This window comes from Dongia sp. (assembly GCF_041910485.1).
Taxonomy (GTDB): domain Bacteria; phylum Pseudomonadota; class Alphaproteobacteria; order Dongiales; family Dongiaceae; genus Dongia.
Window position 1 is genome coordinate 233,044 of the sequence record NZ_JAYRQR010000035.1, and the last position, 13,632, is coordinate 246,675.

Consider the following 13,632-nt stretch of genomic DNA (forward strand, 5'->3'; position numbering starts at 1 on the left):
TCACACCGCCCAGCAGGAGCAACCGAACGAACCCCAGAAGCTCCGCTCGTCCGACGCTGGCACGGAAGCCGTCAGTGCCTGCGCATGGTCATGTCCGTGAACGCCGCAGCCATGCGAACAGCCGCAGGCGGCCGCTGCCGCGCGCTGCACGTTTTGCTGGGCACGATCCTGATAGCCGCCGAAGGTCCGGACCGGCGACCAATCGGGCGCTGCCGGCGGCAGGACCGGTGCCAGCGGCGCAAAATCGCCCGCCCCATGCACGACCTTGCCACCCAGCAAGGTGAGCACCGATGAAAGATGCGCGATCTCATCCTCGGCGACGGTGAGATAGTCTCCCGACAGCACGGCGAGATCGGCGAGCGCTCCCACCTTGATGTGCCCCTTCTTGCCTTCCTCGTTCGAGAACCAGGTGTTGGCTTCGGTCCACAGGCGCAGGGCCTCCAACCGGTCGAGACGGTTGGCCGCCGGATAGAGCCTGGTGCCGCCTACCGTCTTGCCGCTCACTAGCCAGGACAGCGAGACCCACGGATTGTAGCTGGCAACGCGCGTCGCATCGGTGCCGGCGCCAACGGGGACGCCCGCCGCCAGCATGCGCTTGATCGGCGGCGTCGCTTCGGCGGCCTTGGCACCATAGCGTTCGATGAAATACTCGCCCTGGAAGGCCATGCGGTGTTGCACGGCGATGCCGCCGCCGAGCTTGGCGATGCGGTCGATGTTGCGATCGCTCACCGTCTCGGCATGGTCGAAGAACCAGTTGATGCCTTTGAGCGGAATATCGCGGTCGACCTTCTCGAACACATCGAGCGCGCGGTCGATCGTCTCGTTATAGGTCGCATGCAGGCGCCAGGGGAAACGCTTCTCCGCGAGCAGGCGCACCACCTGTTCCAGGTCACGCTCCATATGGTCCGGCATGTCCGGGCGCGGCTGGCGGAAATCCTCGAAATCAGCGGCGGAGAAGACCAGCATCTCGCCCGCGCCATTGACGCGGTAGAGATCGTCGCCCTGCCCCGGCTTCACCATCTTGGTCCAGCGGGTGAAGTCCTCAAGCTCCTGCCCCGCCTTCTGGGTGAAGAGGTTGTAGGCGATGCGCAGGGTCATCTCGCCATCGGCGTGCAGCTTCTCGATGATGGCGTAATCGTCGGGATAATTCTGGAACCCGCCGCCGGCATCGATCACCGAGGTGACGCCCAGGCGGTTGAGCTCGCGCATGAAATGACGCGTCGAATTAAGCTGGATCTCCGGCGGCAGCTTCGGCCCCTTGGCGAGTGTCGCATAGAGAATGAGCGCGTTCGGCTTGGCGAGCAGCAGGCCGGTGGGCTCACCACTGGCGTCGCGCTGGATTTCGCCGCCCGGCGGGTTCGGCGTGTCCTTGGTATAGCCGACGGCTCTTAATGCCGCGCGATTGAGCAGTGCGCGGTCATAGAGGTGCAGAATGAACACAGGCGTCTCGGGTGCGGCGGCGTTGATCTCGTCCAAGGTCGGCAGGCGCTTCTCCGCGAACTGGTGTTCGGTGAAGCCGCCCACCACGCGCACCCATTGCGGCGGCGGCGTGATCTCGGCCTGGCGCTTCAGCATGACAAGCGCGTCGGCAAGGCTCGGCACACCGTCCCAGCGCAATTCCATATTGTAATTGAGGCCACCACGGATGACGTGCAGATGACTGTCGATGAGGCCAGGAATGACGCGCCGGCCATTCAGGTCGATCACGCGCGTCTTCGGTCCGGTCGAGCCCAGAATGTCCTGAGCGTCGCCCACTGCGCTGAAGCGGCCGTCGGTGACGGCAACCGCTTCCGGGTTCGGGTTGGCGCGGTCGAGCGTCGTGAAGCGGCCGTTGACGAGTATGAGATCGGGATGCATGGGCGTTTCCTGGGCGAGAAGTGGGCGGGTGTTGAAACCGAGTGCCAAAGCTGAAGTGGCGGCGAGGATATCACGGCGGCGATAGCGTCGCATCGGTACCTCCTTTGATGTGCGGAAACAAAAGAAGCGACCGCCGGCATCGCGGCGGTCGCCCCTCTTCTTACTGTGCCTTCACCGGCGCGATCGCTTCGTGCGGGGTGGCGGTGCGCTGTGCCGCCTTGTGCACCATCGTATAGGCATAATCGACGCCCATCCCATAGGCACCCGAATGTTCGCGCACGATGTCCATGACCGGGTTGTAGGTATCGCGACGCGCCCAGTCGCGCTGCCACTCCAACAGCACCTGCTGCCAGGTCACCGGCACCACACCGGCCTGCACCATCCGCTGCATGGCGTAATCATGGGCTTCCTTCGACGTGCCGCCCGAGGCATCGGCCACCATGTAGATCTCGTAATCGCCTTCCAGCATGGCGCAGAGCGCGAAGGTGGTGTTGCAGACTTCGGTCCAGAGGCCGGCGACGACGACCTTCTTGCGGCCATTGGCGGCGAGCGCGTCACGCACCTTCTGATCGTCCCACGAATTCATCGACGTCCGCTCCAGCACCTTCTTGCCGGGGAAGACATCCAGCAATTCCGGATAGGTGTAACCGGAGAAGCTCTCGGTCTCGACGGTGGTGATGATGGTCGGGATGTCGAACGCCTTCGCCGCCTTGGCAAGGCCCACCGTATTGTTCTTCAGCACCTGGCGGTCGATCGACTGCACGCCGAAGGCCATCTGCGGCTGGTGGTCGATGAAGATCAGTTGCGAATTCTGCGGGGTCAGAACTTCGAGCTTCGGGTTGGTCATCGGGGTCTCTCCTGTCGGTGCGGTTTCAGTTTCGGGTTCGTGTCGGGAGCGTTCTGTGCTCGTGGGGAAAACCTACCGCTGGCCATCGGATGCAACAATCTGATATATTGGAACATGATTGTTGCATGGAGCGAGACAAATGGATCGTCTGGCCAATATGGAGGCTTTCGTCCGCGTGGCGGAAACCAAGTCCTTCTCCGAAGCGGCGCGGCGCCTCAGAAGTTCCAAATCCTTGATCAGCCGGCAGGTGGCTGCGCTAGAGGCGGAGCTTGGCGTCCGCCTCTTCCACCGTACCACCCGCTCCCTCTCGCTTACCGAGGAAGGCCGCGGCTATCACGAGCAGGTGGCGCGCATCCTCTCTGAAATCGAGGAAGCCAATCTCTCGGTCAGCAAGTCACAGGAGGCGCCGCGCGGGCGCCTGCGCGTCAGCGCACCGATGAGCTTCGGCATCTTGCATATCGGCCCGGCCATCCGCGATTTCCTGGCCCAATATCCCGAGGTCGAGCTCAACCTCGCCCTCAACGACCGCTATGTCGATGTCATCGATGAGGGGTTTGACCTCGCGATCCGCGTCGGCCGCCTGTCGGATTCCAGCCTCATCTCGCGCAAGCTCGGCCAATACCGCATGATGCTCTGCGCCAGCCCCGCCTATCTCAAGGAGCATGGCACGCCCACCGACCCGGACGACATCAAGCGCCATCCCTGCCTCTGTTACAGCACCAACAGCCTGGTGCCGGAATGGCATTTTGTGCGACCCGACGGCAAACCCTGGCCGGTCCAGATCAAAGGACCCTTGCATTCCAACAATGGCGATGTGCTGCGCGCGGCGGCGCTACAGGGCCTAGGCCTCGTCTATTTGCCAAGCTTCATCGTCGGGCCCGACGTTCAGGCCTCGGCGTTGGTTTCACTTCTCTCCGACTTCGTGCCGACCGACACGGCGATCTATGCCGTCTATCCGCATTCGCGCCATCTCTCGCCCAAGGTCCGGGCGCTCATCGATTTCCTCGCCGGCCGCTTCGGTGCCCGCCCGCATTGGGATTTGGTGGAGTGAGCGCTTTGCTCTAACTTGCGTGTTGATCAACCAGCAAAGGGAGGAGATATCAGTGCTGAAGAACATCGACCCGCTGCTCAATGCGGATGTGCTGCATGCCCTGCGCGCGATGGGTCACGGCGATCGGCTCGTCATCTGTGACACCAACTTCCCCGCCGATTCCGTTGCGCGCCAGACCAGCATCGGCAAATTGCTGCGCATCGACGGAGTCGACAGCGCGGCGGCAGTTCGCGCCATTCTCTCCGTCATGCCGCTCGACACCTTCATCGACGATGCCGCCATGCGCATGGAAGTGGTCGGCAACCCAATCGAAATTCCAGCGGTACAGAAAGAGGTGCAGGCCGAAATCGACCGCGCCGAAGGGAAATCCTGGCCCCTCGTCCCCGTCGAGCGCATGGCGTTCTATGAGCTCGCCAAGAAGTCATATTGCGTCATCACCACCGGCGAGCGCCGCTTCTACGGCTGCTTCCTGCTGACCAAGGGTGTCATCCCGCCCGAAGCGAAATAGCAAAAATAGGGAATCCTCCCGATGCCCCTATCTGCGGACCCTCCTAGTTTCCGGGCTGGGCGGGCCGAGCGGCTCACCGTGCAATAAACTTCATCGGGAGAATGAAAATTGAGCACCTGCAAGACAGCCGCGCGGATTGCCGCCGCGGCGCTGATCACCGTTGGCACCGTCTATACGCTGGCTTCGGCCTTGGCCTCTGATACCGGCAGCCTGCCGGACCAGGTGCGCAAGGCCAATTCCCGCTTCGAGGACGTGAAGGTCGCGATGAAGGAAGGCTATGCGCCGATCCCCTGCACCAGCGGCATCGAAGGCGGCGCGATGGGTGTCCACTATGTCAACGCCAACCTCATCAACGACACGGTCGAACTCGATAAGCCCGAAGCCGTGATGTACGAACCGATGAAGGACGGCAAGATGAAGCTGGTCGCTGTCGAATATATCGCGACCAAGGGCCCGGCCAATCTCGGCGGCCAGCTTTTCAGCTTCACCAACACGCCGAACCGCTACGGCCTCCCTGCCTTCTATGAACTTCACGTCTGGGCCTGGAAGAAGAATCCAAAAGGCGTCTTCGCCGACATGAACCCCGACGTCTCCTGCGAACACGCCCACTGAGCGCGCAGTTCTTCTCTGTCAGTGACTAAAGCCGACCGGCCCCGGGCCGGTCGGCACTTTTCGTTTGCTCGATCCGATCGCAGCAATCGCCACCACCAGAAAATCGACCCGATCTAGGCATCCGATCCTCAATCGCACTGCACAAACCGCTCTCTCACTTGGCAACCGGATTCGCAGCAGACAATCTGTCTTCTGAAAGTGCCGCGATGCCTTCCTGCCAGTGGGTAGCGAAAATGGATGATCTCGACGAACATACCAGCATCACCGTCCCAACGAATGGGAACATGGCGGGGCTCGGCGATCTGTCGGCGCTGCTGTCGATGTGGCAGGAACGTTGCGACGCAGATCGATTGCCGGCGCGCGCATCTTTCGATCCGCTGGACATGCGCACCTTTCTCGGCCGCATCGTGATGTTCGATGTGCTCACCGATCCGCTGCGCTTTCGTTTTCGGCTAGTCGGCACAGATTGGGTGAAACAATTCGGCTTCGATCCGACGAACACTTTCGTCGAGGATTTCCCGCGCGTTCAGTCGCGATCTTTCATTCAGAAGATTCTGACCAGAAGCGTGACCGAACGCGTGCCGCTCATGGTGCGCCGGTCGGTGATCATCAACAGCGAATATTTCCGCTACGGCATGCTGCTCCTGCCGCTGGCATCTGACGGACAAAAGGTTGACGTCATTCTGATCGGTTTTGATTTCTCGAACAGTTGATGGATGAATCGGATTCCGAGTGAAATCCTCTACTTTCACGCCTGTCTTGGCAAAGTCTCCGCCAACGCCTGCGCCGCTTCCTTGAAGATCGGCAGGCATTCGACTGCGCGCATCAAGCTGAAGCGGGCGCTGGGGGCATGGCAGGCGATGGCGGCCAGCACCTCGCCGCCGGCATCCCGCACCGGTACGGCGATGGCGACGAGGCCCAGCAGGAATTCCTCGCGGTCGAGGCTGTAGCCGCGCGCGACGATCTCGGCCAGTTCGGCAGCGAAGGCCTCGGCGCCGGTGATCGTGTTCGGCGTGAAGGGAGAGAAGTCGATATTCTTCAGAAGCCGCGCGCGCCGCGCTTCATTGAGATGCGCCAGCAGCAACTTGCCACTCGCCGTGCAATGGATGGGCACGCGCGAACCGGGCTCGAGATGGAGCCGCAGAGGCCAGCGCGCCTCGACACGGTCCAGATAGATCACTTCGTCGCCGGCCAAGGCCGTGAAGTTGCAGGTCTCGCCCACTTGATCGACAACGTGCTGCAGGATCGCGCGCCGGTCGCTCCCCGCCCCGCCCTTCACCACATTGAGCCCCAGCCGCATGAGCCGCGGTCCCACCGTGTAGTGATGCCCGCCCGGCTCACGCGCCAGATACCCGGCGGCCGCCAAGCGTTGGCATAGGCGATGCCCTGTCGGCTTGGGCAGGTCGAGCAGTGCACACAGCTCCGGCACGGTCACGGCGCGGCCTGCCGCCGCGACCGCATCGATCAGATCGAGGCCACGGTCGACCGCCGTGCCTCCCTCCCGCGCACCCGGCTTTGTTGGGCTCAAGGCGCTTCACTCCCCTCGTTTTGAGCTATTTTACACCGTCTCGGTGTTTGAGACAAATCGTCTCATTTTCGATTGACTCACTCTGGGAATCTGGTCAGCCTATCCGTCAGGGGAGAAAGACACCGCCATGAGTGTCGAGGCAGAAGTCGATTTCATCGTCGTCGGCGCCGGCTCTGCTGGCTGCTGCTTGGCCAATCGCCTATCCGAGGACGGGCGATATAGCGTTGCCTTGCTCGAAGCTGGTCCGCCCGATCGCAACTTCTGGATCCATCTCCCCATCGGCTATGGCAAGACGATGTGGGACCCCAGCATCAACTGGCGCTTCTACACGGAGCCTGAGCCCGGGATGAACGGGCGCAAGATCTATTGGCCGCGCGGCCGCGTGCTGGGCGGCTCCTCCTCGATCAACGGCCTCATCGTCATTCGCGGCCAGCATGAGGATTACGAACGCTGGCAGCAGATGGGGAACACGGGCTGGGGCTGGTCCGATGTTCTTCCCTATTTCCGCAAGCTTGAGACCAACCCGCCCTTCGCCGACGATCCGCTCCACGGCAAGGATGGCCCGCTGCATGTGACGCCGATCGCCAAGCCGCATCCGATCATCGAGGCGGTGATCGACGCCGCCGGCAAGCTCGGCGTACCGCGCACGCGCGACTTCAACGGCGCGGCGCAGGAAGGGGTCGGCTACTACCACCTCACCACGCGCAACGGTTGGCGGCAGAGCAGCGCCGTCGCCTATCTGAAGCCGGCGCGGGGACGCAGCAATCTCGACATCATCTGCAACGCGCAGGCGACGCGCATCCTCTTTGACGGACGTCTTGCCAATGGCGTTGAATATGATCAGCTGGGCCAGCGCCGCCAGATAAAGGCACGGCGCGGCGTTGTTTTGTCGGCCGGTGCCGTGCAGTCCCCGCAATTGCTGATGCTGTCCGGCATCGGCCCGGCGGCGCATCTTAAAGACCAGGGCATCGAGGTCCGCCATGACCTTCCCGGTGTCGGCAGCAACATGCAGGACCATCTGCAGCTCCGCCTCATCTACAAGCTCAACCGGCGCATCAGCACCAACGATACCCTGCGCTCGCTCGTGGGGCGTATGCGCATCGGCCTCGACTGGCTCATCTCGCGCAGCGGACCGCTGGCCATCGGCATCAATCAGGGCGGGCTCTTCACCCGCGTACTGCCGGAATCGGCAACGCCCGACATCCAGTTCCATATCGCGACCCTCTCGGCCGACATGGCGGGTGGCGAGGTGCATGACTTCTCCGGCATCACTTTGTCGGTCTGTCAGTTGCGCCCGGAAAGCACCGGCGAGATTCGGTTGACTGGGAACGATCCGCTCGCCGCCCCCAGAATTGTCGCCAACTATTTGAGTGCCGAAACGGATCGCCGCTGCGCCGTTGCCGGCATCAAGTTCGCGCGGCGTTTGGCCGGTACGGCACCGCTTGCCGATTTGATAGAGGACGAATTCCTGCCCGGCCGTGACAAGGCCGATGACGCAGACTTGCTGGGCTTCGCGCGCCAGCATGGCGCCACGATCTTTCATCCGGCCGGCACCTGCCGCATGGGACCGGAGAACGACCCGCAGAGTGTCGTCGATCCGCGCCTCCGCGTGCGCGGGCTGGACCGGCTGTGGGTCGCCGATTGCTCGATCATGCCCAGCATCGTCTCGGGGAACACCAATGTTCCCACCATCATGATCGCCGAGAAGGCAGCGGATCTCATCAAAGAGGACTTGAAGTAACGGCATAAAACAAAAACAACGGGAGGAATGCAATGCAAGCCAACGAGCCAACACCCGGCCAATTAAGGCGGGTGGTCTTCGCCAGTGTCATCGGCGCGACCATCGAATGGTATGATTTCTTTCTCTACGGCATCGTCGCCGGCATCGTCTTCAACAAGCTCTATTTCCCGGCGGATGATCCCGTCGTCTCGACATTGCTGGCCTACACGACCTTCGCCATCGGCTTCGTGGCGCGGCCGCTGGGCGGTATCATCTTCGGCCATTTCGGCGACAAGCTCGGCCGCAAGAACATGCTGGTGATGACCCTGATGATCATGGGCGTTGCCACCGTCCTCATCGGCCTGCTGCCGACCTACGAGCAGATCGGCATTCTGGCGCCGATCCTGCTGTTGCTGCTGCGCATCGCTCAGGGCATCGGCATCGGCGGCGAATGGGGCGGCGCCGTGCTCATGGCCTATGAATATGCGCCGGGCCACAAGCGCGGCCTCTATGCCAGCCTGCCGCAGATCGGTCTTGCGATCGGCCTGTGTCTGGCCTCCGGCGTGACCGCGCTGGCCTCGTTCCTGCCGGACGAGCAGTTCATGGCCTGGGGCTGGCGCATTGCCTTCCTCGCCAGCGTCCTTCTCGTCATCGTCGGTCTCTATATCCGGCTGAAGATCGTCGAGACGCCGGAATTCGCCAAGGTGAAGGAGACGCAGACCGAGGCCAAGCTGCCCTTCGCCGAGCTCATCCGCACCTATCCGAAGAACATCCTGCTCGGCATGGGCGCGCGCTATATCGACGGCGTGTTCTTCAACGTCTTCGCGGTCTTTTCGATCAACTATCTGTCGAAGACCGTCATGATGCCGCGCACGACTGCCTTGTGGCTGGTGACGATCGCAGCACTGGTCATGATCGCCGCCATCCCGATTTTCGGCAGATTGTCCGACCATTGGGGCCGGCCGAAGACCTATGCGGTGGGCTCGCTGCTGCTCGCCATCGTCGCGTTCCCGGCCTTCTGGCTGATGGGCACCGGCGATCCGTTCATCGCAGGCATCGGTCTCATCGTGCCGCTCGGCATCCTCTATGCGATCTGCTACGGGCCGGAAGCTGCCCTCTTCTCCGATCTGTTCGACGCGCGGGTCCGTTATACGGGCATCTCGTTCGTCTATCAGTTCTCGGGCATTTTCGCGTCCGGCATCACGCCGATCATCGCCACCTATCTCATCACAGAGAATGGCGGCGACCCGGCGTATCTCGCGGCCTATGTCGTCTTTGCCGCCCTGGTCAGCATGGTCTCGGCCATGGCGATCAAGCGGCCGCAGAACGACTGACAAAAGGAAAGGCGCAGGGCCGGTATGCCGACCCTGCGCCCATTTCCCCCACCCCGAAGAATGATCAGCCGGCGCGGACTTGCGAGATGAAGCGGTCCACTTCACCCGCCAGCGCCTGCGACTGACGCGAGAGATCGCCGGCCGCACTCAAGACCTGAGACGATGCGGAACCGGCATCGTCGGAGGCACGGCTGACGCCGCTGATGTTGCGGTTCACCTCATCGGTGCCCTTGGCGGCCTGCTGCGCATTGTTGGAAATCTCCTGCGTCGCCGCCGATTGCTCCTCGACCGCCGCCGCGATCCCTGACGAGATCTCGTTGATGCGGCTGATCGTCTCGCGGATCTGCGCCATCGCGCTCGCCGCCGCCCGGGTCACGTCCTGCATGCTGCCGATCTGGCCCGAAATTTCCTCGGTCGCCTTCGAGGTCTGCGTGGCAAGGTTCTTCACCTCGCTAGCCACCACGGCGAAGCCCTTGCCGGCGTCGCCGGCGCGGGCCGCTTCGATCGTCGCATTCAAGGCGAGCAGGTTGGTCTGACTGGCGATATCGTTGATGAGTTGCACGATGCCGCCGATCTTCTCGGCCGCAACGGCCAGGCTTTCGACCGTCTGACCGGTCTTTGCCACCTCATCGACCGCGACGCGAGTGATGTTGCTGCTCTCGGCCACCTGCCGGCTGATCTCGTTGATCGAGCTGGAGAGTTCTTCCGACGCAGCAGCAACCGTGGTGACGTTCTGCGAAGCTTCGGTCGCCGCGTTGGCGACGGCACTGGCCTGGCGCGAGCTTTCCTCGGCCACGGCCGACATGGACTGCGCGTTCGACTCAAGCTGCGTCGCCGCACTGGAAACAGTCTGCACGATGCCCTTGACGCTGGCTTCGAAACCGTCGGCGAGCTGCAGCATGGCGCGGCGGCGTTCGGCATCGGCCTGCTTTTCAACCTCGGCCTGACGCACGCGCAGTTCCTCGACCTCGATGAGCTTCTGGCGGAAGAACTCGACCGCCTTCGCCATGACGCCCATTTCGTCGCCGCGTGTCGTCATCGGCACCGTGACGCGGGTGTCGCCATGCGCCAGTGCATCGACCGCGAGGGTCAGCGACTTCACCGGCCGCGCCGCCACCATACGCACCAGGATCATGATGACGATGGCGAGAACAACGACGACGACCGCGGCCACCAAGATGTTGGCGAACATGACGCTTTTGACCGGCGCCATAATCTTGTCATCCGGCAGGTTGAGCATGACGCCCCAGGGCTTCTTCACTTCGCCGATGGTGAGCGGCACGAAGAGGCGCGTCACATTGGTGTTGAGCGCGTTCGACCAGTCGGTGAGATCGAACGTCTCGCCGGCCTGGATGCGCGGCAGCGCTGCCTTGAAGGCCGGGCTGAGGCCGGTAAAGGGCTTGCCCAGATTCTTGGGCTCGATCGAGGCCGCCATCAGGCCGCCGCTGGAAATAACGGCAACCGAACCGGTGCCGAACGGGCGCACCTTGAGAAGGTCCTGGTTCATCTGCTCGAGCGACATGTCGACGCCGATGACGCCGATGACCTTGCCGTCGACCTTGATCGGCGTCGCCAGGCTGACCAGCAGCGTGTCCTTGCCGGCGAGCGCGTAGATATAGGGTTCGAGTACCGTGTCTTCGCCGGTCTTGAAGGGGATCTGATAGAAGTCGCCGCTGGCATCCTGCTTGTCGAGCGACTTCATCGGGTCGAGTTTGATCTGCCCACTGTCGGGATAGGCATAGGGCACGTAACGGCCGGTTTCATCAGCGCCTTCGCTGCCGACGCCACCCGCATCATTTCCGTCGAAAGCGTCCGGCTGGAAACCCGCCCAGACACCGACGAGATCAGGATTGGCCTGGAGCGCCGCGCGCAGCGCCGCGGTGAAGCCCTGGCGCGTCAACGCATTCTCGCCGCGCATGCCGAGATAGGTGTCCCGCAGCGAATAGGCGATCTGGTAATTGGCATTGAACATCGCCTGCATTTCGGCAGCGCGCGCCTCGGCCATCTGGCGGCCCTGGTCGAGCGCCAGATCGTGGACGATGGCGCCGTTGCGGCTGGAGGAAATCCAGGTCGAGGCGACATAGCCCAAAATCACCGCCGCCATGATCGGCAGCAGGATCTTGAAGGAAAGGGGCAGACGCGACGCGAGGCCCGGTTTCGCCGCCGTCGAAGAATCAGTCGCGGTCGGCATGGCAGTGTTGGTCATGGAATCATCCCTGAGAGGCGAATGAAGCGATAGGAACGCCCTTCTAGGTTCGGTCCGTGAACAATGTATTAAGGCCTAGGTACGAAATTCGTGACGCCATACCAGCGTGGTAGTCGCCGGTATTTGAGGCGAATGCGCCGCTCATCTCTCCTTCGAACTCTCGCGGCCGATCATGTGGAATTGTCCGGGCAGAGATGGCGCGTTTCACCTGCCGCGCCGACAGGAGATCGCTTGACCCCACGATCCAAGGGCGGCCCGCTGTACCGTGCAGGACCGTAGAACGGGATGGCTGACCCGCTTCCATCAGGGGGGCCGGTTTACCGAGGCGGCCCGGTCGGACCGGCCCACTTTGCCGGCAAAAGAGCGCGGTCTTGTCCCGGCCAAAGCGCCATGCGGGGGATCAACGTTTCCCTGGATCCGGGGGGCCAGTTTAATCACCGGCCGGGATGCGCCTGGATGCCACTCGACCTTCCACAAGGCGACCTGCTGACAGCCCCCTTGAGAAAAGCAAACGACACCCGCCCCGGCGCGCAGGGTTCCCGGCCTGCGCCGCATGAAACGCGGCTTGCGCCAAGGTACAACCGGACAATTCCACCTGAGCGGCCCTCGTCAGCAGGGGACCGATCCTTGGCGCCGCTTGCAGTTGGGCGGCGCAAGGATATTAGTACCACATTCCTAGCATTCTTGTCAAGAACAAATTAGGAACTATTTCCAACTTCATTGAGCCGGTTGCTGGGCCGACTCCTTCTTTTTCATTTCCAGCAGATTGTTGATGACCTCCAACTGCTTGGCAGTGAGGGCACTTTCCTGAGTGACCATCTGGACCCGGAAGGTGAGGACGCTGAGCGGCAGTTGCAGGAAGGCGTTGACCAGATCGAGCGGCAATTTGGCGATGGCCACCGCCTCGCTGGGGCTGCTGCGGTCATAGCTGACGGGGACCCCCTTCACGAAACGCACCGAAGTGCTGTTCTGGTCGGAGAAGAGAGAACCTTTAAAGCTGATATGGCTGATGGGCCCGGCAACGGCTTGAACCGTGAATGTGAACTCGGCCCCCTCAGCATATTTCAGTGTGACTGGCACGCGCTTCAAGGCACGGTAATAGACACCGCCAATGTCGTCCAATTTCGGCACGGTCAGGGCCTCAACAGTGCCAGCCGTCCAGGTATCGAGAGCGAAGTTCTCGCTTTGCGCCGGGTCGATCTCACTTGCCTTTGTTTGAAGGAAGAGCGGCGGACATGCTGCCAGCGCTTCGTTAACCTGGGCATTGGGTTGTTGGCCAGGCAACGTTGTTGGAACCCCTGTGATGACCGCGCCGGCGATCTGGGCGAGGATCTTGATGAGTTGATCGAGTTCGCCGGTCGACATGGTATCAGCGGATTCAAGCAATCCGTCCGAACTGATGTTGAGACCGACCTGCTCAGTGCGGAAGGCGGACCTCTCCTGCGTCAGCAGCAGAGTGACGTCCGGATCGGCGACGATATAGGGGCCGGTCACGGTGATCTCGGCATCGAACTGGCATCCATCGGGGCCGGGAATACGTGACTTGAACACCTCTGGCACGGTGCTCACCGGTTTCTCGATATCAGGCCGAGCGGGCGGCGTTGCGGCGGATCCGCCACCACCAGCCACGGCATTCGCTGCCTCAGCCGGCTTGCCATTTGCCTTGTTCCCACCTTCATCCTGTGCGGCTTGCCCCTCCCCAGCCCCGCTTTCCTTCTTTTTCTTGTTCGTGCCATCGTCGAGGCTACTACTTTGCGCCACAAATCCCGTCGAACCTCCGCCACCACTACCGGGTTTTGCCTTCGCAACCGGCTTGCTTTCGACACGATATAGATATTTGGGGAAGTGATAGACGAGACCCTCGTCAATGACCGGGACAGTGCGGCTCTTCGCGCTTTTGTTCAGACCCGCTGTGAGGTCGGTACTGCCGACGATCGGCGTGCACGCGGTGACGATGGCGCTGGCCATC

The 13,632-nt window shown here is 62.3% G+C and carries 11 protein-coding genes; 6 read left to right on the top strand and 5 right to left on the bottom strand.

Features of this window, described 5'->3' with window-relative positions:
- Both ACE3PP_RS11950 and ACE3PP_RS11955 read right to left on the bottom strand, forming a co-directional pair.
- Window positions 1-1,950 carry an amidohydrolase gene (locus ACE3PP_RS11950; RefSeq protein ID WP_374382423.1) on the bottom strand — a complete coding sequence of 650 codons (1,950 nt, stop codon included), beginning with the start codon at window positions 1,948-1,950 and terminating at the stop codon, window positions 1-3.
- A 67-nt stretch (window positions 1,951-2,017) separates the two neighbouring features.
- On the bottom strand, window positions 2,018-2,704 hold the full coding sequence (locus ACE3PP_RS11955; RefSeq protein WP_374382426.1) for a hydrolase: 687 nt from the start codon (window positions 2,702-2,704) through the stop codon (window positions 2,018-2,020).
- A 139-nt stretch (window positions 2,705-2,843) separates the two neighbouring features.
- Here ACE3PP_RS11955 and ACE3PP_RS11960 point away from each other — a divergent pair, with 139 nt between their 5' ends.
- The 4 genes from ACE3PP_RS11960 to ACE3PP_RS11975 all read left to right on the top strand — a co-directional run bounded on the left by ACE3PP_RS11960 (window position 2,844) and on the right by ACE3PP_RS11975 (window position 5,588).
- Complete coding sequence (locus tag ACE3PP_RS11960) at window positions 2,844-3,755, top strand: LysR family transcriptional regulator (protein ID WP_374382429.1); 912 nt, start codon at window positions 2,844-2,846, stop codon at window positions 3,753-3,755.
- 52 nt (window positions 3,756-3,807) lie between these two features.
- Window positions 3,808-4,263, top strand: a complete 456-nt coding sequence (locus ACE3PP_RS11965; protein ID WP_374382432.1) for an RbsD/FucU family protein — start codon at window positions 3,808-3,810, stop codon at window positions 4,261-4,263.
- Window positions 4,264-4,371: 108 nt separating this feature from the next.
- Complete coding sequence (locus tag ACE3PP_RS11970) at window positions 4,372-4,875, top strand: hypothetical protein (RefSeq protein ID WP_374382435.1); 504 nt, start codon at window positions 4,372-4,374, stop codon at window positions 4,873-4,875.
- A gap of 233 nt (window positions 4,876-5,108) precedes the next feature.
- On the top strand, window positions 5,109-5,588 hold the full coding sequence (locus ACE3PP_RS11975; protein WP_374382438.1) for a PAS domain-containing protein: 480 nt from the start codon (window positions 5,109-5,111) through the stop codon (window positions 5,586-5,588).
- A 35-nt stretch (window positions 5,589-5,623) separates the two neighbouring features.
- On the opposite strand, the gene ACE3PP_RS11980 is transcribed toward ACE3PP_RS11975, so the two are convergent.
- Window positions 5,624-6,403, bottom strand: a complete 780-nt coding sequence (locus ACE3PP_RS11980; protein WP_374382441.1) for an IclR family transcriptional regulator — start codon at window positions 6,401-6,403, stop codon at window positions 5,624-5,626.
- A gap of 127 nt (window positions 6,404-6,530) precedes the next feature.
- On the opposite strand from ACE3PP_RS11980, the gene ACE3PP_RS11985 reads away from it, so the two are divergent.
- Together ACE3PP_RS11985 and ACE3PP_RS11990 are read left to right on the top strand one after the other, a co-directional pair.
- Window positions 6,531-8,144 (top strand): GMC family oxidoreductase, encoded by a 1,614-nt coding sequence (locus ACE3PP_RS11985; RefSeq protein ID WP_374382444.1) that lies wholly within the window; start codon window positions 6,531-6,533, stop codon window positions 8,142-8,144.
- A gap of 32 nt (window positions 8,145-8,176) precedes the next feature.
- Window positions 8,177-9,457 (top strand): MFS transporter, encoded by a 1,281-nt coding sequence (locus ACE3PP_RS11990; protein WP_374382447.1) that lies wholly within the window; start codon window positions 8,177-8,179, stop codon window positions 9,455-9,457.
- 64 nt (window positions 9,458-9,521) lie between these two features.
- Here ACE3PP_RS11990 and ACE3PP_RS11995 read toward each other — a convergent pair whose 3' ends face one another.
- Both ACE3PP_RS11995 and ACE3PP_RS12000 read right to left on the bottom strand, forming a co-directional pair.
- On the bottom strand, window positions 9,522-11,663 hold the full coding sequence (locus tag ACE3PP_RS11995) for a methyl-accepting chemotaxis protein (RefSeq protein WP_374382450.1): 2,142 nt from the start codon (window positions 11,661-11,663) through the stop codon (window positions 9,522-9,524).
- A 717-nt stretch (window positions 11,664-12,380) separates the two neighbouring features.
- Window positions 12,381-13,631, bottom strand: a complete 1,251-nt coding sequence (locus ACE3PP_RS12000; RefSeq protein ID WP_374382453.1) for a hypothetical protein — start codon at window positions 13,629-13,631, stop codon at window positions 12,381-12,383.
- Window position 13,632: the final 1 nt, after the last annotated feature.

Coding starts and splice junctions, on each gene's coding strand:
- ACE3PP_RS11995 (WP_374382450.1), bottom strand. CDS start 11,663: ATGACCAACACTGCCATGCCGACCGCGACTGATTCTTCGACGGCGGCG.
- ACE3PP_RS12000 (WP_374382453.1), bottom strand. CDS start 13,631: ATGGCCAGCGCCATCGTCACCGCGTGCACGCCGATCGTCGGCAGTACC.
- ACE3PP_RS11955 (WP_374382426.1), bottom strand. CDS start 2,704: ATGACCAACCCGAAGCTCGAAGTTCTGACCCCGCAGAATTCGCAACTG.
- ACE3PP_RS11975 (WP_374382438.1), top strand. CDS start 5,109: ATGGATGATCTCGACGAACATACCAGCATCACCGTCCCAACGAATGGG.
- ACE3PP_RS11960 (WP_374382429.1), top strand. CDS start 2,844: ATGGATCGTCTGGCCAATATGGAGGCTTTCGTCCGCGTGGCGGAAACC.
- ACE3PP_RS11985 (WP_374382444.1), top strand. CDS start 6,531: ATGAGTGTCGAGGCAGAAGTCGATTTCATCGTCGTCGGCGCCGGCTCT.
- ACE3PP_RS11990 (WP_374382447.1), top strand. CDS start 8,177: ATGCAAGCCAACGAGCCAACACCCGGCCAATTAAGGCGGGTGGTCTTC.
- ACE3PP_RS11950 (WP_374382423.1), bottom strand. CDS start 1,950: ATGCGACGCTATCGCCGCCGTGATATCCTCGCCGCCACTTCAGCTTTG.